Annotated in this window: 18 protein-coding genes; 13 read left to right on the top strand and 5 right to left on the bottom strand. The window is 60.5% G+C overall.

Annotated features, from left to right (window positions below; translation table 11 throughout):
• The first annotated feature begins 1 nt into the window (after window position 1).
• The 4 genes from ACFSNN_RS34730 (at window position 2) to ACFSNN_RS34715 (ending at window position 4,300) form a co-directional block, all read left to right on the top strand.
• Window positions 2-1,012: a dihydrodipicolinate synthase family protein gene (locus ACFSNN_RS34730; RefSeq protein ID WP_134465755.1), complete on the top strand. Its 1,011-nt coding sequence runs from the start codon at window positions 2-4 to the stop codon at window positions 1,010-1,012.
• Window positions 1,013-1,023: 11 nt separating this feature from the next.
• On the top strand, window positions 1,024-2,493 hold the full coding sequence (locus tag ACFSNN_RS34725) for an NAD-dependent succinate-semialdehyde dehydrogenase (protein WP_134465754.1): 1,470 nt from the start codon (window positions 1,024-1,026) through the stop codon (window positions 2,491-2,493).
• A gap of 384 nt (window positions 2,494-2,877) precedes the next feature.
• The gene (locus ACFSNN_RS34720) at window positions 2,878-3,573 is read left to right on the top strand and encodes a TetR/AcrR family transcriptional regulator (protein WP_134465753.1); all 696 of its coding nucleotides are present in this window, start codon (window positions 2,878-2,880) and stop codon (window positions 3,571-3,573) included.
• Window positions 3,574-3,733: 160 nt separating this feature from the next.
• Window positions 3,734-4,300 carry a MarR family winged helix-turn-helix transcriptional regulator gene (locus tag ACFSNN_RS34715; RefSeq protein WP_134465752.1) on the top strand — a complete coding sequence of 189 codons (567 nt, stop codon included), beginning with the start codon at window positions 3,734-3,736 and terminating at the stop codon, window positions 4,298-4,300.
• 484 nt (window positions 4,301-4,784) lie between these two features.
• On the opposite strand, the gene ACFSNN_RS34710 is transcribed toward ACFSNN_RS34715, so the two are convergent.
• Window positions 4,785-5,957 carry an MFS transporter gene (locus ACFSNN_RS34710; RefSeq protein ID WP_134465751.1) on the bottom strand — a complete coding sequence of 391 codons (1,173 nt, stop codon included), beginning with the start codon at window positions 5,955-5,957 and terminating at the stop codon, window positions 4,785-4,787.
• A gap of 1,640 nt (window positions 5,958-7,597) precedes the next feature.
• Between ACFSNN_RS34710 and ACFSNN_RS34705 the strand changes: the two genes are divergently transcribed.
• Window positions 7,598-8,281 (top strand): TetR/AcrR family transcriptional regulator, encoded by a 684-nt coding sequence (locus ACFSNN_RS34705; protein ID WP_134465750.1) that lies wholly within the window; start codon window positions 7,598-7,600, stop codon window positions 8,279-8,281.
• Between the two features lie 58 nt (window positions 8,282-8,339).
• Here ACFSNN_RS34705 and kce read toward each other — a convergent pair whose 3' ends face one another.
• Window positions 8,340-9,269 carry a 3,5-dioxohexanoate:acetyl-CoA acetone transferase gene (gene kce, locus ACFSNN_RS34700; protein ID WP_134465749.1) on the bottom strand — a complete coding sequence of 310 codons (930 nt, stop codon included), beginning with the start codon at window positions 9,267-9,269 and terminating at the stop codon, window positions 8,340-8,342.
• Complete coding sequence (locus ACFSNN_RS34695) at window positions 9,266-9,832, bottom strand: cupin domain-containing protein (protein WP_134465748.1); 567 nt, start codon at window positions 9,830-9,832, stop codon at window positions 9,266-9,268. The genes kce and ACFSNN_RS34695 overlap by 4 nt, the downstream gene beginning before the upstream one ends.
• A 171-nt stretch (window positions 9,833-10,003) precedes the next feature.
• On the opposite strand from ACFSNN_RS34695, the gene ACFSNN_RS34690 reads away from it, so the two are divergent.
• The 3 genes from ACFSNN_RS34690 to ACFSNN_RS34680 are packed head-to-tail and all read left to right on the top strand — an operon-like array spanning window position 10,004 to window position 12,337.
• Window positions 10,004-10,867, top strand: a complete 864-nt coding sequence (locus ACFSNN_RS34690) for an ABC transporter substrate-binding protein (RefSeq protein ID WP_134465747.1) — start codon at window positions 10,004-10,006, stop codon at window positions 10,865-10,867.
• Window positions 10,864-11,859, top strand: coding sequence for a fumarylacetoacetate hydrolase family protein (locus tag ACFSNN_RS34685; RefSeq protein WP_166799424.1), 996 nt, complete (start codon window positions 10,864-10,866; stop codon window positions 11,857-11,859). Before ACFSNN_RS34690 ends, ACFSNN_RS34685 begins: the two co-directional genes overlap by 4 nt.
• On the top strand, window positions 11,852-12,337 hold the full coding sequence (locus tag ACFSNN_RS34680) for a PaaI family thioesterase (protein WP_134465745.1): 486 nt from the start codon (window positions 11,852-11,854) through the stop codon (window positions 12,335-12,337). The genes ACFSNN_RS34685 and ACFSNN_RS34680 overlap by 8 nt, the downstream gene beginning before the upstream one ends.
• A 122-nt stretch (window positions 12,338-12,459) precedes the next feature.
• Here ACFSNN_RS34680 and ACFSNN_RS34675 read toward each other — a convergent pair whose 3' ends face one another.
• Both ACFSNN_RS34675 and ACFSNN_RS34670 read right to left on the bottom strand, forming a co-directional pair.
• Window positions 12,460-13,581, bottom strand: a complete 1,122-nt coding sequence (locus ACFSNN_RS34675; RefSeq protein ID WP_244323168.1) for a porin — start codon at window positions 13,579-13,581, stop codon at window positions 12,460-12,462.
• Between the two features lie 49 nt (window positions 13,582-13,630).
• Entirely contained in the window at window positions 13,631-15,217 is a 1,587-nt protein-coding gene (locus tag ACFSNN_RS34670; RefSeq protein ID WP_244323166.1) for a spinster family MFS transporter, read from the bottom strand.
• A 167-nt stretch (window positions 15,218-15,384) separates the two neighbouring features.
• Between ACFSNN_RS34670 and ACFSNN_RS34665 the strand changes: the two genes are divergently transcribed.
• From ACFSNN_RS34665 to ACFSNN_RS34645, 5 genes are all read left to right on the top strand, one after another.
• A complete protein-coding gene (locus ACFSNN_RS34665; RefSeq protein ID WP_244323164.1) occupies window positions 15,385-16,383 on the top strand; it encodes a fumarylacetoacetate hydrolase family protein in 999 nt (332 codons plus the stop codon).
• Window positions 16,384-16,523: 140 nt separating this feature from the next.
• Entirely contained in the window at window positions 16,524-17,633 is a 1,110-nt protein-coding gene (locus ACFSNN_RS34660) for an FAD-dependent oxidoreductase (protein WP_134465744.1), read from the top strand.
• A 211-nt stretch (window positions 17,634-17,844) separates the two neighbouring features.
• Complete coding sequence (locus tag ACFSNN_RS34655) at window positions 17,845-18,795, top strand: VOC family protein (protein ID WP_134465743.1); 951 nt, start codon at window positions 17,845-17,847, stop codon at window positions 18,793-18,795.
• A gap of 6 nt (window positions 18,796-18,801) precedes the next feature.
• Window positions 18,802-19,203, top strand: coding sequence for a Rieske (2Fe-2S) protein (locus tag ACFSNN_RS34650; protein WP_134465742.1), 402 nt, complete (start codon window positions 18,802-18,804; stop codon window positions 19,201-19,203).
• 153 nt (window positions 19,204-19,356) lie between these two features.
• Complete coding sequence (locus ACFSNN_RS34645; protein WP_244323162.1) at window positions 19,357-20,553, top strand: MFS transporter; 1,197 nt, start codon at window positions 19,357-19,359, stop codon at window positions 20,551-20,553.
• Window positions 20,554-21,221 lie beyond the last annotated feature (668 nt).

The raw sequence follows: 21,221 nt of genomic DNA, 5'->3' as shown, positions 1-21,221 counted from the left end.
CATGGCTCGCTATACCAAAAAGGAAGCCCGGGAATGGGCACGTGACCATCTTGTTGGCGTCGCCAACGTGACCATCCCGACCATGACGTCGGACTTCAGGCGTATCAACGAAAAGGCCGTTCGCCACGACGTCGAACTGGCCATCCAGCATGGTTTCGTCGGCTCCCTCTCGTGTTCGGAAGTGGCCATCACTCAGGAGCAGTATGGCGAGTTCTGCGGCATCATGGCCGACCAGGCAGCGGGCCGCCTTGTGATCGTGCATCACGCCGTGTTCAACACGCTCGAGGACAACATCGAGGCGATCAGGCTGGCAGAAGCGGGCGGCGCCGATCTGGTGTTGCTCGGCTATCCTCCGTACTTCTACCCGAAGTCCTATGACGAGGTGTTCGAGTACACCAAAGCGATCTGCGAGGCGACCAATCTCGGCGTGATCGTTTTTCCGCTGCCCGCCTGGGGCTTTTCCCGTCTGCATCCTGCGGACATTCCGCTGTCAGTGCTGCGCCGGATGGTCGACGAGATTCCCAACGTCGTCGCCATCAAGGCTGAGGGCGGATTGCCTTACATCATGTCGGCGATTGAGGTGCACCGCGAATTCCACAAGGAAGTCGTCATCTCGTCCCCGCTGGAATACGAGTACGTGCCACTGGCGCAGGTCATGGACATCCCGTTTTGCGGCACCAACTATTCGGCCTACTACGGCCCGTTGCTGCCACAGATCCACAAGCTGATCCGCGCGGGTGAGTACGATCAGGCCACGCAACTCTGGTACAAGATGGATCCCGCACGCAAGGCCTTCGCGAGTCTGCCGATTGCGGCCAACGGGCTGCTTAACCGCATGCTGTGGAAGTACCAGGGGTGGCTGCAGGGTTATAACGGCGGTCCCATGCCGCATCCGACCCAGCGCGTGTACCAGCGCGACATGACTGTCCTGCGCAAGGGCCTGGAAGCGGCAGGCCTGAACCCGATGAGCGATCCCGACGAGGCCTTCTTTGTTGGCCGTAACCCGGTGTGAGGTCGACTGACATGAGTGAAATCATCACGCTTCCCCTGAAGGACCCGAGCCTGCTGCGCCAGGCGATGCTGATTGATGGCGAATGGGTGCAGGCAGATAGCGGCAAGACACTGGAAGTGCGCAACCCCGCCACGGGCGAACTGGTGGCCCATGTGCCTGACGGTGGCGCGAACGAGACGCGGCGTGCGATCGCGGCGGCTGAGCGGGCGATGCGGGGCTGGCGCAAGACCTTGCCCAAGGACCGCGCCAAGGTGTTGCGCACCATGTATGACCTGATGCTAGCAAACATTGATGACCTCGCTGTCATCATGACGGCAGAGCAGGGCAAGCCACTGGTCGAGTCGCGTGGCGAAATCCTGTACGCCGCAGGCTTCATCGAGTGGTTCTCGGAGGAGGCGAAACGGATCTATGGCGACATCATCCCGCAGAACGTCGACGGCCGTCGGATCCTGGTGCAGAAGGGGCCGATCGGTGTTTTTGCGGCGATCACGCCGTGGAATTTTCCGTCTGCCATGATCACTCGCAAGGCCGGCCCCGGCTGGGCCGTCGGTTGTGCCGGAGTCATCAAGCCGGCGAGTCAGACGCCGCTGTCGGCCCTGGCGCTGGGCGTCCTTGCGGAGCGCGCTGGCCTGCCGCCGGGCGTATGCAACGTCGTCACCGGCTCGGCTCGCGCGATCGGCGGCGAGCTCACCTCCAGTCCGGTGGTGCGCAAGCTGTCGTTCACGGGTTCGACCGAGGTCGGCGCGCAGCTGCTGGCGCAGTGCGCACCCACCATCAAGAAGACCAGCATGGAACTGGGTGGCAACGCACCGCTCATCGTATTCGACGATGCCGATCTCGACGCTGCTGTAAAGGGTGCGCTTGCCGCAAAGTACCGCAATGCCGGTCAGGCCTGCGTTGCGGCCAATCGCATACTGGTGCAGTCGGGCGTCTACGACACGTTCGCAAGGAAACTGGCCGACGCATCCGCCGCGCTCACGGTTGGCAATGGGATGGAAGCGGGCGTGGTGCAGGGGCCGCTGATCAACGAAGATGCCGTTCAGAAGGTAGAAGAGCATATCTCGGATGCGTTGTCCAAAGGCGCCCATGTGCTCACGGGTGGCAAGCGTCACGCACTAGGCGGGTTTTTCTTCGAGCCCACTGTGCTGGGCGATGTTCCCCTGAACGCCCTGATTTTCCATGAGGAGACGTTTGGTCCAATAGCGCCGCTGTTCCGGTTTGAGACGGAAGGTGAGGCAATCGCGCTCGCCAACGATACGCCTTTCGGTCTGGCATCCTATGTGTTTGCACGGGATGTGGGTCGGATCTTCCGTGTGGTCGATCAGCTTGAGTTTGGCATGGTGGGTGTCAATGAGGGGTTGATCTCGACCGAGGTTGCGCCGTTCGGCGGTGTCAAAACGTCGGGACTAGGGCGTGAGGGGTCCAAATATGGTGTCGACGACTACCTGGAGATCAAATACGTGGCGTTGGGAGGCCTCTGAGCCGAATCGTCGTGCACATCGCGCGGCACGCCGCGTGCGATGATCGGCACGATGGTTTGGTGCGCGGTGGGCCAGGCGGGGGGCGTCGACGCGGTTTCCCGCGGGGAATCGATGCTTCGCTGCGGCTCCGAAGGCGCATTGGCTTTCACTCACGTCGGGCGCAACGAGGGCGGCCGTGCCGTTCGTGCTCTGTCTGCCCTGCACCGACCCGGTCGCCTTCGTGCACGAAAAAAAGTGTCGCCGGGTGGCATCGGTCGGCCGTCCGGCACGCATCAGTGTGCGACCCGTGGCTATGACGCCTCCTTCGAGCTGGCGGTAATTAAGGCACGATGTGTCTTATAATTCGGTGATACCGGTCCCGGCACACATCAACACGGCACACCAATGAACAGAACCGCTCAGCTTCCCGTTCCCGCGCCCGCCGGCGAGCGAGGCGTCGGCAGGCCGCGTAGTGAGGCGACCCGCACGCAGATTCTGGCTGCGACCGTTCGGCTGCTCCACACCAGTACCATACAGTCCATCACCATCGAAGCAATTGCCAGGGAGGCGGGCGTTGGAAAGGCAACGATCTACCGCTGGTGGGATTCGAAAGCGCTTGTCGTGATCGATGCCTTTATGGAACATCACATCGTCAAAACCCCGATCCCACACAACCTGCCGCCGGGCGAAGCCATTGCCGTGCACCTGATGTCGCTGATCCGCGAATATTCGGGATGGTCTGGCCGGATCGTCGCACAGATCATTGCCGAGGGGCAGGCCGACCCCGCCGTGCTGCGCGAATTCCGCGAGAGGTTTCACTACGGGCGTCGCGCGCTTGTACGGGAGATGCTTGAGGCATGGCGCAGTTCGACGCGCATTCATGTCCCACCCAACATTGAGACGCTTGGCGAACTGTTATATGCGCCGGTCTACATGCGGCTGCTGCTCGGAAACGGGCCGCTCGACGACCATTTTGCGCGGGAACATATCAGCTACGTCTACAGCCTGCTGGGCGTCGAGGCGCCGGACGTCCTGAAGGTCAGCGAACGGCCGAAAAAGCAGAAGCCAGCCACGAGGAAGACGACGGCTGCCGCACGTTGAGCCAGAAGGGCGCCTCCCGCTGACAGCGAGGCAGTCAGTGACGCCCTGGCGGAAATGAACGCGAGCGCCGCCGGGCGATGTCCGGTGGGCGGCGCAGTGAGCGATGCAGCGTCGCTGAAGTTTCGGCGCGGTAAAAGGTGATTCGAACGGGAGCGGGAGGATGGAGAACATTGACCACCTGTCGGTAAGTGGTCCGGGTGACGTGCCGGCCGGGAACTGGTTCATCCGCTTCGCCGAGGTGGACCGGGCAATTTCCCGAACCACTGATGAACAGCTGGATCTGCTGTTCGGCATCTCGGCAGCACAGGCGAAGGCCATCGCATGTCTGGCGCATCAACCGTCCATGACGCAGGTCCAGCTCGCACATCGGTTGCATTACGACCTCGCCTCGGTATCCAGGCTCATGGCACGCTTGGTTGACGCGGGGATCGCAGTGAGGAGGCGGCACGCTCACGATCGCCGCTGCTGGTGCATCTCGCTGACTGGACATGGTATGGGCATGGTGGCGGACACTGTCGCTGTCCTTAAAGCGGTCGACAGGAGGTCCACCCGGGACCTGACCGACGACGAACTACATTTATTCGTGGCGTTGCTCAGGCGCATTCTCGGCAATGCCGCTGCACATCCTGCAGAGATGACAGCAGGTGTAACGGGCGTCGCGGATGAAGGCGGGGAGTGGCCTGCCGCGCCAGACTTTTACAGTATGGGTCGTGCTGTTGGATGGTAAAGCCCCAGAAGGTGCGCACACGCGGGCGACGCAGTGCGACATGGGGGCCGCCCGGCTCCCAGTCGTCCGACGCGCAATCCGGGCGCGATGTTCTGGCAGGCGAGAGTCGACATGGAAACTGGGCCCTTTAGGATCGCGGTTGGACCGGGTCGTCTGTCGCGGGGTGAAGAAGACTCTGGCCATTCGCATGTCAGGCTTGAACCGTTTCCTGCGAGCGGTTCTGGACACTGATGACCTGGTCGATTGCGCCGAACACCGGGTGCCCTTTTTCGTCGAGCGCCTCGTCCGGACCCTGTCTCCATGCTTCAGGTAGGGCTGGAGTTCGCTTTCGGGGACGTGGTCCAGCATTTGCCTGACGCGTGCTTCGGTAATGCATGCGCTACCGAACAGAGGCGGCACCGGTATCTGTGCGTGCCGGATGACGGTTTGGCTGGCCGCGCCCGACAGGCGCAGACGCCTGCTTCAGAGCTGGCGCCAGATGGGCTCACTGCGCTGCTTCCGCCACAGGGAGAAGTACGGACTGGGTGCGGCGGCCGGCCTGCCAGAAGCAGACAACGCTGACCATGGCTGCAAGGAGAATGGTCCAGCCGATGCTTTCATATCCGAAATGACGAGCCACAACGCCGCCCAGAATGGGGCCGATTGCGGAGCCCGTCATCGCCATGACGGGAGTCGCCGCCACTGCTCTTGATGACGGATCGTTTCGCGCAAGGAACGCAAACACGAACGTGTGCGTGAAGATCATCACGGTAGGGAAGATAACGCCTGCAAAGGCGTACGGACCAAACACTGTCGAATGGGTGAGCGTAAAGCCTAGCGCACCCTGCAGGACCGGACCGGCAATCATGACGCCCCGTGCGGACACCTTGCGCTCCAGGAACAAGGCCAGCAGCCCCGGCAACAGGTTCACGAGTCCGATGGCGAGCAGCACGGTCATGACCTGCCCGGTGCTGAATCCGTGTGCCAGGCCGATCGGCTCAAGGAAGCTGAGCATCATCGAGTGGCTAAGGGTGAGCAGGCTTGTCCCCACCATCGCGAACCAGACTCCAGGAGAGAGGCGCTCACGCCTGCCTGGTATGCCGTCAGGCGAAGCCGATGCCGCACGGTCGGGAAAGCCAATCAGCGCAAATAGCGCGGCAGTCAGCATGATGGCGCCAAGGACAAGAAAGACAACCTGGCCGCCGAGCGCAGACACCATCCGCGGCACGCCACCCAGGAACCCCAGCGACAGGATGCTCAGTGCCGTGAATCCGGTAGCGATCAGACGATGTGGATTCCGGCTTGCGCCGATAGCTGCATGCGTGAGGGAAAGGGCCCATCCCACCGCGAGTCCACCGACGACATGCAGCACAACGAGCAGGTTGTAGTCCCGTGTCAGTGCCATGCAGAAGAAAGCGGCCGCCGCAAGCGCGAAACCCGCCGGCACGGCGATCGCGCCGCGGATGCGGTCTATTCGCGAAGAAATGAACAGACTGCTGACCACGACCGCTGCGAGGAATGAAGTGGCCAGCGCACCGGCATTCTGCGGATCCAGCCCGTAGTACCGGATCAGGACGATACCTACCCATACCGGCAGTGCAACGACATCGATCATGCCGGCACAGTGACCCAGCACAAGCGATGTCCGGCCTTTCAGCCCATCAAGGGATCTGTTCATAGTGTGTTGTATGGACGCTTCCCGGCTTGCCAGGTAATGATTTGTGTGAGGCAGGCAGAATGAGGCTGCAGACCCGGTCTCGCCTGTGGTTGGGAATGTCTCGTTCCCACCGAGTCCTTGAGGAGCAGGACAATATTCAGGCTTGCTTCCCGGCGCTCCAACCTGTTTTGCCGTCACACACTTATCACTTATCAACCTGCGCAAGCTGTTAGCGACCCGTCTCCATAGTAAGTTGATGTCCCACGGTGCATGCGCACATAGAAGTGCGCCCTCGTTCTGTGCCGACAAGGCATGCAGAAGGCGGTCATGCTGGGTCAATTATATACGATACGTACCGTACCGCAATCCGCGTGCTTTCCCCTACGTGGAACCTTGCGCTGGCAAGGCAGGAGTCTGTGTGGAGAAAGCAGTTTCATCTTGACGATCTACTATATTTACCCGGAATTTATGGGATGATGGCGGTCAAAAGTATGAAAGTCCGTTCCGCCAAATGGCGGCGGAATTCGTTGATCCGAGTCACCGCGATGGGCGCACGGAAAAGGGTATGTTCAGCACTGACACCTTTTTAATTGCTAAATTAGCATACGGATAGTATCGATATAGTGCGTGCCCGGAAGGCGCTCAACGGGCAGGGAGATTTCTGGGTGACATCGATGAAGAATGGTCAGAATTGAAGCAATAGACCAGCGAGGTTATCAGGAGGAGGCCCAGATAATGACACCGGTGCTGTCCAGATCAAACCCGATATTGCATGGAGTGCCTGGATAATCGGCCCCGCCTGTAACTGTGTAGAGCATGTTCCTGAACCAGTCCTAACGGGAGCACTTCGTTGACGAGCAAGTACCGCCCGCAAATGCTCGAAAAGACGGCGGCTTTTGCGCGGTTTGTCTTTGAACGCCAGGGCAAGCCAATGCTGGATGCGCGGCAGGAGGCGATTGGTCCGTGGATATGCTATCGCGTTCATTCGGTACTCCTCCCTGGGGGCGCTGCCGCTGCCCGGGCGCGCCGGAGGTGACAGCCGTGATCAGCGCCGGGTGTGCCTGTCAACAATGATCAGGGACCAGCGAGCCGGCAATTTGAGCCACTCAAGTATGCGCGGCTGTGCGGCCCCCGCAGACAGCGTGGCCAGCCGGTTTCTGGGTGCCTGTGCTTTCCGGCACGCCTACAACGACCTCTCAAAAGTATGATCCCGGTGGCGCAGGAGGACGGTGTCCATATCGTTCATGGGACAAATCTCGTAATTTATATACGAAACGGTGTGTCTCGATTTGGCGTTATAATGGCCACAGCTTCCATTCAGGATGTTGGGTCAGGCGGGCTGCGGGCGTTTCGCTGCGCGCTGTTGATGTGGTGGTATCTACAGTTGTTGCGTCCGGCCGGAGCTGTTAGCGCTCGTGAGTTGGCGCGCAGCATCCTGGATGTACCTGCGTGATTCGGCAAACGATGCCACGATTGCCACTGAGCCGGCGTATGTCCGGATCAGTTTCGCTTGATGCAGATCTGGATTCCTGAAGAAAGACAGCAGGCAAATCAGGATGCGGTGCGTATGATAATTCAGCCCCCTTACTGGAATGCCTATCAATGAGTGGCGTCGGAACGTAACGTCGTGACGACGTTGTTTACTACTACCAGTATTGCCAATGAAAACAGACATTCACGGTTCTGCCGCGTTAGTCCTTGCGCGCGGGGTCGGACGGCCCCGCAGCGAAGGCACACGCACCCAGATCCTCGCCGCGACCGTTCGTCTGCTCGAGACCCGTACGGTCCAGTCGATTTCGATCGAAGCCATCGCCAGGGAGGCAGGTGTGGGAAAGGCAACGATCTACCGCTGGTGGGACTCGAAGGCCCTTGTGGTGATAGATGCCTTCATGGAGCACCACGTAGTGAAAACACCGATGCCGCGCAATCTGCCGCCGGGCAAGGCTATTGCATCGCATCTGGTGTCGCTGATTCACGAATATGCGGGATGGTCTGGCCGGATCGTTGCGCAGATCATCGCAGAAGGTCAGTCCGATCCTGTCGTACTCAGGGAATTCCGTGAGCGGTTCCATTACGGCCGCCGGGCGCTTGTCCGGGAAATGCTGGACGAGTGGCGCGTCGCGGAGCGCATCCTCGCCCCGGCGAACGTGGAGACACTGGCTGAGCTTCTGTACGCGCCCGTGTATATGCGATTGCTGTCGGGCAGTGGACCTCTGGATGACCGGTTCGCACAGGAGCACATCAACTACATCTATACGCTGCTCGGCATCGAGCCACCCGATATCGCGGAACTCAACGTAGTGAAGCGGAGCTTCCCGGTAGAAAAGACGGCTGCCACGCGCTGAGATGTGGCAGCCGCTGCGCGACGGGTTTGCGCCCCGTGTGTGGGTGAGTCCGTTGCGTCTAGAAATTCACCTGATCTGCACCCTTCAGATTGAGTATCTGTCTTGCTTCATCCGGCGAGGCGACCTCAATACCCAGTTCGTCGAGAATCCGGCGGATCTTGCGGACCTGATCGGCGTTGCTCCGTGCGAGCTGTCCGCGCTCGATATAAAGGCTGTCCTCGAGACCGACACGCACGTTGCCGCCCATCAGGCTTGCCATGGTCGCGATCGGCATCTGATGTTTGCCGGCAGCCAGTACGGACCAATGGTAGTCGCTGCCGAACAGTCGGTCGGCGGTACGCTTCTGGTGAAGCAGATCCTCGACGTGCGCGCCCATCGCGCCGCGCAGTCCGAATACCGTCTGCACGAACAGGGGGGGCTTGACGAGTCCCTTTTCCAGGAAGTACTGCAGCGTGTACAGGTGGCCGACGTCGTAGCATTCGAATTCAAAGCGTGTACCGCCAGCCTTGCCGATATGCTCCAGAATCCATTCGATGTCGTCGTAGGTGTTGCGGAAGATCAGCCCGCTCGTTCCTTTCAGAAAGGGCACTTCCCAGTCATGTTTCCACTCACGCTTGCGTTCGGCCATCTCTGACAGAACCAGGTTGACGGAGCCCATATTCAGCGAGCACATTTCCGGCTTGAGTGCGCGTCCTGCCGCCGCCCGGTCTTCGATCGACATGTGCGGACCGCCGCCGCCCGTCGAGATGTTGATGATCGCGTTGGTCGACGACTTGATGGCGGGCACGAAGCGCCTGAAGATGTCGGGGTCGCCCGAGGGGCGACCATCGTTGGGATTACGGGCATGCAGGTGAATGATCGCGGCCCCAGCCTCGGCCGCTGCGATCGATTCGGCCGCGATTTCCTCCGGTGTGACCGGAAGGAACTCGGACATTGAGGGGGTATGGGCGCCGCCCGTCACGGCGCACGTAATGATTGCCTTGCTCACAGTTGCTCTCCTTCGACAAGGTCAAGCAGCACGAAGGCCATGCGGCACGGCTTGCCGGAGCGGTTGGCCCAGCTGTGGTTGGTTGCCCGCTGGATCAGTACGTCACCGGAGCGCATGAGCTTTTCGCCTTCGTCCAGCAGGGCCCAGATTTCCCCCTCAAGGACAAAGGCATAGTCGAGCGATTCGGTCTTGTGGAACCAGAAATGCCGGGGATTACTCTTGTCGCGCACGCCGTTCGCGTCGAGAAACTGCTTCAATTGGGTTTCGTCGTACGTTTCGTCGGGCGGGAAATCGACGATACGCAGCAGCGATCCGCCTCGTGAATGGAACTCGAACGCGTGACTGGCTGGCGCGGGGTCTGCGCCAGGCGCACGCGCTTCGCCCGTTGCCCACAGGACATGGGCGGCGGGCAGGCCAGGGCGGACTGTCCTGTTCGGTGCCGGGGCATCGGAAAGAAAGTAGGATTTCCCCTCCGCATTGGTGTCCGTAATGATCCGTCGCACGGGCCGATAGCCGCCAGCCTCGGCATTCTGAGCATTGTCGCTGTCTACTGTCGTTTCCATTTTCTCCCTCCATTAACGAGTCGATGCGTTTCGTATCGTTAACTTTACCCGCGCCGCTGTCAATAGGGACAAGTATTGCGGATGAGGGTTCTTCTGGCAAAATCCGGGCTTGACAAAACAGAACGATCCGTTCTGTAATTGCAAAATAATCACTAGGAAGGGGATGACATCATGGAGACACAAACGATCCGGGTAATGTGGTTCGTGCCGCCGCTGCTGGCCATGGTTGCGGCTCAGGATCCGCGCTCCATGGCGACCCAGGCCATCCGTAACCGCTCGTCTGACGAACAGTTCCGTGCGCTTGTAGCGGATGAGGTGGATGCCGTCGTGACGTCGATGGACAACGTTATCGGATGGAACCGGCGCCTGGGACCGCAAGACTTTCGTGTTGTCGCGCAGATTGAGCGGACCACGCCGCTGGTGCTGGTTGCGCGCCCCGGGCGCTCGAATGTCAGTTCGCTGCGGGGCGCTGAGATCCTCGTCGATGCACCCGATAACGGCTTTGTGACGGCGTTGAAGGTGATGCTCGCTGATGCCGGCATCGGGCATGACGAATTCCGTCTCGTGCCTGCGGGAGGGGTTCAGGAACGTCTGGAGGCGCTGCTTGCCCGGCAGGGCGTGGCCACGCTCCTGGGCCCGCCGTTCGACGCGATGGCCGTCAAGGCGGGTTTTGTGAGGGTTGCCAGCGTCCAGGAAAGCTACCCCGAGTTCCCTGGTCAGGGGATCGTCATGCGTACGGGCAACAGCCGCGCGCGCTGGCTGGTCGGTGCCTGGCTGGGGGACCTGGAGAGGGCGCGACAGGCAGTCCAGGGGCGTCCCGCCCTGGCCATGCAGACGGTCGTTGCCGCCGGTCTGCCCGTTGAAGCGGCCGACGGGATGATTGCGCTGAATCCGCAGTCGTTGCGCCCGACAGCGGAGGGAGTGGCGCTTCTGATTGCGCATCGCAGGACGCTTGGTCTGGCAGGCGCGCACAGTGATTACCCGGCAATCGTTGACGATTCGCTGGTCCACGAACATATCGGAGAAAAGGCGTGAAGCCATATTCACTTGGGACATTTTCCGCACCTGACGGTGTGCGATTCGTTGGTTTTGTGATGGACGACCGGGTCGCATCACTTGCAGAACTCGCGGCGAAGCATGACGACAGCATGCTTGCAGGCGCTTCTACGGTCCTCGGCCTGCTCGAGAACTGGGATGCCAGCCGGGTGGCGCTGGAGCGCCTCGCGAGCCACGTTTCCACGCAGGAAGGCGAGTGGCATGAGCTTTCAGATCTGCATACCCATCCTGCCATTGATCTGCCGCGGCAGATTTTCTGCACGGGCGCCAATTACCGCAAGCATGTGGTCGATCTCACGGTCGACTCGAAAGTCGGCCCACCGGGTATGGATCAAGGGCAATTGCGGCAGTGGGCAGAAAACATGCTGGATGAACGTGTGGCGCACGGTGAGCCCTATGCGTTCACCAAACCGGTCTCGGCAGTGTCGGGTGCATTCGATCCGCTGGTGCTGCCCGACACAACTACCCAGCCCGACTGGGAACTTGAGCTGGCCGTTGTGATCGGTCGCGGCGGCTATCAGATTTCGCGTGACAACGCGCTCGACCACGTTGCGGGGTACACCATCGTCAATGACATATCCGCGCGCGACCTGATCCCCCGCACCGACTACAAAATGCTGGGCACCGACTGGCTGCGATCGAAGGGCCAGCCAGGCTTTCTGCCGCTGGGTCCGTACTTCGTTCCCAGCGCATTCGTACCGGACCCGCATGGACTGAAGATGCGGCTCACGGTGTCGGGGCAGGTTATGCAGGATGAGACGACGGCCGACATGCTATTCGGTATCGAGCGGCAGATCGAATACATTTCGCGCTACGCGCGGCTGCTGCCAGGTGACATCATCTGTACGGGATCGCCCGCGGGCAACGGTACGCACTACAACCGTTTCTTGCGCGAAGGTGACATCATGGAGGCCGGAATCGAAGGCCTGGGTCACCAGCGCCAGGTTTGCACGGGGCGCGTTAATGGCTGATACATTTGCAACTGCGGGCAGCGCAATACAGCCTGATAACCCCGATCGCGCCTTCATCCAGCAAACGCTCGCAGCCGGGGTGCGAAACGTCGCGCTCGAGATGAATCCGGCATTGATATGGCTTGGCGCCACGCTACTGGGAGGCAGCAAGGGCGCGCTGTCGATCGGCTTCACGAGCCCCGGCGAGTCTGTTCAGGGAAATGGCGTCGTCTCAGGCGGCGCACTTGCATCAATGCTCGATCTTGCCATGGCACTTGCGTTGCTCTCGAGGCTTCCGCATGGCCGCACGTGCGCGACCATCAGCCTCACGGTCAACATGCTCGAACCAGGCCATGTCGGCAAGTTCGCCGTGGAAGCACGGGTGAAGCGGCTCGGCGGCCGCATTGCATTCCTTGAGGCGGACCTGTACGACGGGGCAAGGGCACGCTACGTTGCCAATGCGACCGCGTCGTTCGCCATATTCGACGTGCGCAGTTGAGTGGGACATCCCGGGCCAGTCTGTCCGATCAGTGCTGGCCCGCAAAATTGTGCTCAATGGCGGCATGGCCAGATCCGTGGCATGTGCCGCCGGCATACTGGCCGGAAGATCCGCGACGCTGGCTAGAAGTTGTGGCGAATCCCTACGTCCACGGCGAACTGGTTGCCACCCGATGCGGAGCCCAGCATGAAGAGTTGTGCCAGTCCCCGACCTGACGTGTGTTCGTAGACGGGGGAGACAAACACATCGGTGCGCTTCGACAGGAAGTAGTCGGCTGAAACGTTGACGTTGTCGTATCGGCTCTGCGCTGCGGCGAAATTCGCGTGCCAGTAGCCGCAACCCAGTACGAAGTCGGGCTTCACGTAGTAGCCGACGTTTGCATTCACGATCGGCATCGATGCGGATTCGCCATTGCGGCCTTTCAGATGGACATCGAAGGCGCCGATGGCAAACCTGGCCGGTCCGTAGGTGTAGCCGGCGCCCGCGCCCGCCATGTCCAGTCGCGCCAGAGGAACGACTACTGTACTTCCCGGCGCTCCCTTCACACCCAAGAATGTGCCGGCGGGAAGGCCGAGCCCGCTGGTTGGCGACCACGGCTTCAGTGCGTAATCTGAAAAGCTTGACCAAGCGACAGCGGCGTCGAACCCGTTTTTCGAGTAGGCCAGCAGCGCGCTGAGCGTGCGCCCGGAAATCGCCTGACCGGTTGCTGTCGGATCCGGAAGGGCGTACATGAAGCCGACCGTTAAGGGACCGAAAACGCTGCTCCGGTATTTCAGTGCGTTATTGACGCCCGGGAAATTGAAGCGGTCGATGCCGCCCGGATGGGCCGCCATGGTTGTCGAATAGTAATTTGCCTGATAAGGCAAAAGCTCCGCCATATAGTCGTGCTGGCGGCCCACGGTGAGCGTGCCTAGCCGGTCATCGGCCAGCCCGACATATGCCTTGCAGAAGAGCTGTGTGCATCCGCCCGCGCCGGACAGTGCACCGGTGGAGGGCCTGATCGCCATCTGCAGGTTGAACACCGTTGAAACGCCGGCGCCCAGATCTTCCTTACCTTTCAGCCCCACAGTGGAATTCCAGTGGTCGTTATCGAGTTCTGCAGCGTAGGCGCCGCCTCTGACGTTGGGCGAATACACCAGGCCCGTAGCAAGAGTTCCGTACAGTGTGACGCTGGACTGTGCGCGGGCCATACCGGTGGAAAGCGCCATCGCCAGAATGGCGAGCGCCGATAGCGGTCTTCTCATGTCTCCTTCTCTGTCTTCTTATTGAAAATTTTTTTGAGGTCAGGCTACGCTAGACGATGGTCTGCTGGCGTGCGTCAGATTTCTTGTTCTCCGGTGCTGTCTCCGGTGTGGCGGGGGTGTCAGTGTCTGTGTGCAACATCGCGATCAGGTCGTCTCTGGCTTTCTGATAGTTGTCCTGGCCGAGGTAGCACGCAAAAAAACCGATCACGGAAAGCGGGACAATGACAATGACGAGCGCGTTGCCCAGCAGGCTGCTGTCCTTCAGGACGTATTGCGTCACCATCGCGACGGACGTGGGACCCAGGGACAGGCCGATGATGCCCGTCCAGATATAGTTCAGCGCGGCAGCCTGGCCCCGGAGCTGATTGGGGACAACGTCCTGGATCACGGTTGCTGCGCCGGAAAACGAGAGCGCGCTGCCGAATGTCAGGAGGCCAAGGAAGAAAAGACTCAACGTCGGATCCGACGTGCAGACCATGCCGATGATCGATGCGACGGCAATCGGCCACCAGACGAGCGGAAGCCTGAACCGTCCGCCGCGAATGCCACCGGAAGCCAGCAGGTCCGTCAGGTATCCGCCGCACAGGCATCCCGTGACGCCGCTCACGATGGTCATACCGCCCATCAGCAGGCCGACATTCGCGGGCCGCATGTGGTGGTGGCGGATGTAAAAGGAAGGCGCCCAGGCCACGATGATGTAGCCGATCATGGCCGTGAGCGTATAGACCGTATAGATCGAGACGAACGCACGTGTGCGGCGGGACAGATACGACCACAGCCCCACCTTCCCGCGGTGTCCACCAGTCGTATGCATGACTTCGCGACGCTGCGGTTCCTTCAGCGCCAGAACAGCAAATGCCATCAGGATGCCGGGCAGGCCCGAAATCAGGAAAGCCAGGCGCCACGTCGGCATGCCGGAAATGCCGGGTAATCCGAAGTCGGTATGCTGTGTCAGCATCGAGATGATGGCACCGCCGAACAGGAGCGACGCGCCAACGCCCACGTAGTTGGACATGTTGTAGCTGGCGATCGCCCGGCCGCGCTGCGCCGGCGCGAAGCAGTCCGCGATCATCGAGAACGCCGCCGGCCCGAGACAGGCCTCGCCAATACCGACTCCCATACGCGAGAAGAACAGTTGCCAGAAGGTCGTGCTCAGACCGCAGCAGATGGTCATTACGCTCCACAGCAGCACGCCTGCAGCAATCAGGTTCTTGCGCGTGCGGTGATCGACCAGACGGCCAAATGGAAGTCCCATCACGGAATAGAACAGTGCAAAGGCGATACCCTGCAGCAGACTGACCTGGACGTCCGACAGTCCTATCTCGTTCCGGATCGGGCCAACGAAAAGGGAAATGATGTTCCGGTCGAGATACGAAACCACGCTCGTGCAGAACAGCACGACGACGAGAAGCCAGGGGTAGTAGCGTTGCACGGCGTTGTTTTCCTGAAGCGTGAAATCTCCGGCTTTCTGTTTAGCATGAGGCGCTCGGCAGTACGCACTCCGATGCATTGACGTACTGCTGCCGGGATGGCCCTGATGACCGGGTTCTCGCGCGGCGTTTTCTGCGGGAATGTCATCGGTGCGTACACTAATCCCTGCCTGCTCCTGGGAAGATCCGGTGATCGGCGTTTTCACGATGGATAGGATTGTCCCGTCACAAACGATACGTATCGTATAATAAAAGATGTGCACAGCCCGCAAATGCTGTCACTGGGAGATACCCCTAGCTTCCAGTTCGTTGACAAAACGATACGGGCAGTTTCATTATAGATGCCATCTTATTCTGTCACGTGGAGAAGGGTATGAAACTGGGGCGATTCGTGGTCGAAGGCCTGGACGGGCCGGTGCACCGCATCTGCATGGTGCTGCCGGAGCAGGGCCGCGTCATCGATCTGCGCGCGGCCGAAGCGCTGCGCCTGCAGGCGCAGGGGGCAACCCGTGAGGCTGCGCTGCGCTATGCGTCAGTCGTGTTTCCCGAAAGCATGTCGGCTGCGATTGCCCTTGGGCAACGGTTCCTCGACACCGCGACGGAGGCGGCCGCGAAGTTCGGTGATGATGCGTCGCTCACGATAGACACGCTGCGCTGGGGCGCGGCCTGCGACCCGTCCGTCGTGCGCGACGGGCTGACCTTTACGAAGCACATTCGCCAGTTCCATGAGCGGATGAACATCAGCCCGACGCCGGCCCTGCTCGAAGTGCCTGGCTACTTCAAGGGCTCGCCGTGGACCGTGATCGGGCACGAGGCGGAAGTGCCCTGGCCTGCGCGCTCGGACCGCCTGGACTATGAGCTTGAACTCGGCTGGGTTGTCGGCCGACGGGCCCACAATATCACGCCCGAGGTCGCCCGTTCCTATCTCTTTGGCGTGACCATTTTCAACGACTTCAGCGCGCGGGATCTGCAGGGTAACGAGTTTGCGATCGGCATGGGGCCCACCAAGAGCAAGGACTTCGCCTACGGTATCGGTCCGTGGATTACCACGATCGACGAATTTACCCGGCTTGACAACATCCGCATGTCGGTCCGCGTCAACGGTGAGACATGGGGCGAAGGCGACACGTCGGAAATGCTCTGGACGCCGGAAGAACTCATTGCTTACGTTTCACTGGGCGACTATGCGCAACCCGGTGACGTGATCGGCTCGGGAACGATGGGCAATGGCTCGGCGCTCGAGCTCGGGCGCAGCGTCAAGCCTGGTGACGTGATCGAGCTCGACGTGGCGGGTGTCGGTGTATTGCGTAATCGCATTGCGCTCCAGCCGCAGGAGACCTGGTGGCCGCAACGGCGGGCGCCTTTCATGTAAGCCGATCGCGCCAGCGAAGGATCCCGCACCATACGCACTACAATCGGCCGGGTCGCGCCGCATCAACGGGCATCGCCCAGCGGTTCCACTGGCGGTCAAAACTATCATATCCGTCACGAAGTAGAGACAGGAGACACAGAATGAAAGTCAAACGCGTGCTGATCGTCGGCACCGGAATCGGCGGCGCCACGGCGGCCATCACACTTGCCAGGCAGGGACTTGACGTCCACTGTATCGATGTCAAGCCCGAGAGACCGACTGCAGGGGCAGGCATCTGTCTGCTGCACAACACGATGCGGGCACTGAAAGCGATCGGCGTTGCCGACGCCTGTCTGGAAAGCGGCATGTCGTTCGGGGTGTTTCGCGAGTTCGACGCTGCAGGTCAACTCCTGCATACGCACCCCGCGCCCCCCAGTTGTGGCATCCGCAGGCCGGAGCTTGCCCGTATCCTCGAGAGCGCGGCGCAGGAAAGCGGCGCACTCATCGAGAAGGGACTCACGGTCCAGGAACTGACGGACCAGGGCGATTGCGTCGAGGTACAGTTTTCGGACGGACGGCAGGCCTCCTATGATCTGGTCGTCGCCGCAGATGGCGTCTATTCGGGCCTGCGCAGGCGAGTCTTCGGTACCGGTTACGAACCCCGCTTCGCCGGTCAGAGTGTGTGGCGCTTCAATGCACCGCGCCCAGCCCAGGCGGACGGCTTCTGTCTGTACCGGACGCCGACAGGCAAGGTGCTGGGCATTTTCCCGACCTCGCCGGAAAGCTGCTACATGTTCTACCTCGAAAGCAGCCGGGAACCGCTGCGCATCGCCGAGGACCGCTCCCACGTGTTGATCCGCGAGCGCCTGGCCGACTTTGACGCGCCCGTCATACGCGATGCGCTTGACCTGATCACCCAATCTTCGCAGGTGATCTTCCGTCCCCTGGACATCACTCTGGTGCCGACGCCGTGGCACCGCGGGCGTGTCGTGCTGCTCGGCGATGCGGCGCACGCCCCGACGCCGCAGATGACCTCGGGTGCCGGCATGGCAGTGGAAGATGCCATGGTTCTGGCGGAATGTCTTGCCAGTACCGATTCCGTCGGTGAGGCGCTGACTGACTATGACAGGCGACGCTTCGACCGGGTGAAAAGGATTTACGACGCTTCGCTGCAGCTATGCCTGAATGAACAGGAGGACCCGGTCGGCAACAAGGACCGGTCGGCGGCCCTGTTGCTGGAGACCTACCAGTACCTCGGACAACCCATCTAGGAGCCTGGGTGACAGAGTCTTTCTGCCGCACGCCGCAGATCTGGCGTGCGGACGGGATCTAACCCATCACCATGAAACAGACGTTGCGGATCGTATTCCACGCAGAGGGGGCGCGGCACGCCAGAAGACTGCCCGATCTGACCCGACCGCAATATCATGATTCAGATCGTATCGAATCTGGCAAGACCGCTTCATCAACTGGACAATCACGATGAAAATCCTCGGACCTGACACGCTCGTCTTCGGTGTCGAAGACCTCGAAAGCTGCACACAGTTTCTTGTCGACTACGGCCTGACGCCAACGGGCGACGGCAGATTTGAAGCCCTGGACGGCACCGGAGTCATCATCCGCCCGAAGGATGACCCGTCGCTGCCTGCGTGGCCGTTTCCTACGGCAAACCAGTTGCGCAAGACCATTTACGGCGTGGCGGATCAGGCGACGCTCGATGAAATCGCCAGCGAGCTGGGAAAGGACCGCGAGGTGAAGTTTCTGGCCGACGGCTCGATTGAATCCGTTGATGACGTGGGCTTCGCACTCGGTTTTCAGGTGAGCGTGCGCCGGGAATCGGTGCTCCCAGCCGAACAGGTCAACGCGCCTGGCGACGTACGCCGCGGCGTGAACGTCACCGGCGCGCTGACCAGCGCGAGCGTACAGCCTCCGCGTCCCCGAACGCTTTCGCATGTCGTCTATTTCGTGCCGGATACGGACAAGGCGGAAGCCTTTTACGTCAATCGACTTAAATTCCGGCTGAGCGACAGGTTCCTTGGAATGGGGCCCTTCCTGCGGCCCGCCGGCACTCTCGATCACCATACGCTTTTTCTCATCCAGACCCCGCCGTTCATGCAAGGCTGCGAACACTTCACGTTCCACCTGGGCGGCCCGACAGAGGTGCTGCGTGCCGGTAGCGCCTTCGCGGCCAAAGGCTATGAATCGTACTGGGGGCCGGGTCGCCATCAGTTTGGCTCCAACTGGTTCTGGTATTTCAACTCGCCGTTCGGATGTCACGTCGAATACGACGCTGACATGGACCTGCACGACGACTCATGGGTGCCTCGCGTCGCTCCCGCGCATGCCGATTTGGCGCAGGAGTTTCTGCTTCAATGGCGCGAGAAATGGGCACCTGGCGGTCCGCCTGCTCCGTCAGAGCACCTTGCGGGGTGACGCGCGATGGATGGCGCCGGCTCTTCGCGCTGGGTCCGTCTTTGCGAGCTAAGTGCACTTCCATTGTTGGGGGCGCGAGGATTTGATCTGCTGGGGCGCGGCGTGGACGACATCTTTGTCATCCGTCAGCACGGACTGCTGCGCGCCTACAGAAACTCGTGCCCGCACTGGCCCGGTGCGACACTGCCATGGCGCAAGCACGCCTACCTCGACCGCGGAATGGATTTCATCGTGTGCCATGGCCACGGGGCAAAGTTCACTCTTGAGGAGGGACTATGCGTGCTCGGACCGTGCCTCGGGCAAAGACTGGAATCCGTTCCCCTGCGAATCGAACAGGAGTTGTATCTCAGCGCATTCTGTCCGATTGGCGTTGTCGAAGCCGATGTCTGGAAGTCAGGTCTTTTATGACGATGTGCCGAATGGCTGGTGACGTTTTTCGGTCATCTGGATTCCCAACGTCGCTGCGACAGAGGGAAATACGATTTCCCGGTGATGGTGACGCGGTCCGGATGGCGCTTTACGAGACGTACTTCATCAGAACGCGGGCGGAGAATACTCGCATTGGAAGCGGAAGACAGAAAATCGGTGGAACACGCTCCTATGCGTCGGTTACTGTGGCCGCTTTACTTTTGCTGCTTTGCAAGTCTGGCTTCCATGCGGGTTTGCGATTCGATGCTCCCGTCGCTCGAAGGGAACCTTGCAGTTGACCAGCAGCATGCGGCCTACACGATCTCTGTGTTTGCGCTTGCGTATGGCGTTTTCCAGTTGTTCTTCGGTCCGGTTGGCGATCGCTTTGGCAAGGTCAGGGTGATCGCCACTGCCGCAATTGCATGTGCACTGGGCAATCTTGCCGCGTCCGCGTGCAACAACATCGATCAGCTCCTTGTGGCGCGTGCCGTTTCAGGGGCAACGGCAGCGGGTATCGTCCCGCTGACGATGGCATGGATCGGAGACAACGTGGGCTATGAACGTCGCCAGGAAATACTCGCGAGGTTTCTTGGAGCGACCGTTCTTGGAACAATCTTCGGTCAGCTGGCTGGTGGAACGGTCCCGTCTGTCACAAGCTGGCGGATTGCATTTCTGGTTGTCGCCGCTGTGTTATTCACTGGCGGAATTTTGACATTCAGGGAGGTGCGAAGGCAACCTGCTGCAGGCGATCCTGTGCAAGCCCAGGTTCTGCACAACTCCGTATCCGTGTTCCGGGCGCCCTGGGCTCGCGTCGTGCTCCTGACTACGATGGTCGAGGGCGGCTTTGCCTATAGTGCGCTTGCCTTTCTGCCTACTCACTTTCACGACGCGGTCGGCCTTTCTGTGTCAGAGGCGGGACTGGTTGTCGGACTATATGGCATAGGCGGACTGGTTTATAGCCGCTTCGCAAAGAGTCTTCTCGGGTATCTTACCGAGGCCGGGTTCGCTACGCTTGGCGGACTGTTGCTGGCTGTATCGTTCGGCGCACTTTCACTTTGCCACCAACTCGTCGTCAGCCTGCTTTCGTGTCTGGGTGCAGGCTTTGGATTTTATGTCCTGCACAACACGCTTCAGTTGAATGCCACACAAATGAGCCCGGCTTGCCGCGGGACGGCCGTGTCGCTGTTTTCCTGTTTCCTCTTTTTAGGTCAATCCATTGGCATCCTGTCAGGTGCACTGCTCATTCAAAGAACATCGACGTCGAGCCTTCTCCTTCCAAGCGGCATCGGGTTGCTGGCAACAGGCGGGATTTTTTCGGTGCTTCTGGGCCGCAGGCACGGACCACGATGATCGCTCTTTGGACTTCCAAACGTCGTCGCTGCGGATCGCTGCTGCGGCCTATCTTGATGAGCCCGTGAGCGTTCTGCATGACATACAGGAAAAGGCCCCTAGTTGTGGAGTTCCGCAAGGAAAACAGATCACTGGCGGCTGAAAGTTCAGTCAAATGATTCATGGTTGTGCTTTGCTGTGGGGGTGCGCTCACGGCAGAGGCCGCTCGTTTGACCTGCGGCATGGGCAACGATCAGCTCTTCTCATTTTCCCTTCGTGCAATGGCCCTACCGGGTTCGATGCCTATCCGAATCGGCGGCGTCCGCCGCTCGCATACAGCGCAACTTAACGGCCGCTTCCGGGAGAACTGAATGTCCCTTTGGGGTCGCGTGCTGCCGATCACCGTCATCGAGGCGCGAACCAAGGGATATGCGATGTGAATCGGACAGCACCCGGCCGAGGCCGTGTAAAAACGTGTGTGATCACCTAGATACTATGAGGGCAGCAAAGGCAAAGCTGGAGGAGTAAAACGGAATCGTCATCCGTTTTCTTCGTAGGAGCACGCAAATGAACGCACCGGACATGGCCCGTGGTGGGCAGGATTCAAAGGTGGTCGGCTCGCTGTATGTCGCCTTCGAGTTAGGCGACAGAAGCTGGAAGCTTGCGCTGGGAGACGGAGTTCGCGCCCC

This window comes from Paraburkholderia dipogonis, assembly GCF_042680985.1.
GTDB classification, from domain to species: Bacteria; Pseudomonadota; Gammaproteobacteria; order Burkholderiales; family Burkholderiaceae; genus Paraburkholderia; species Paraburkholderia phytofirmans.
This window is presented reverse-complemented; position numbering and strand designations above follow the sequence as displayed.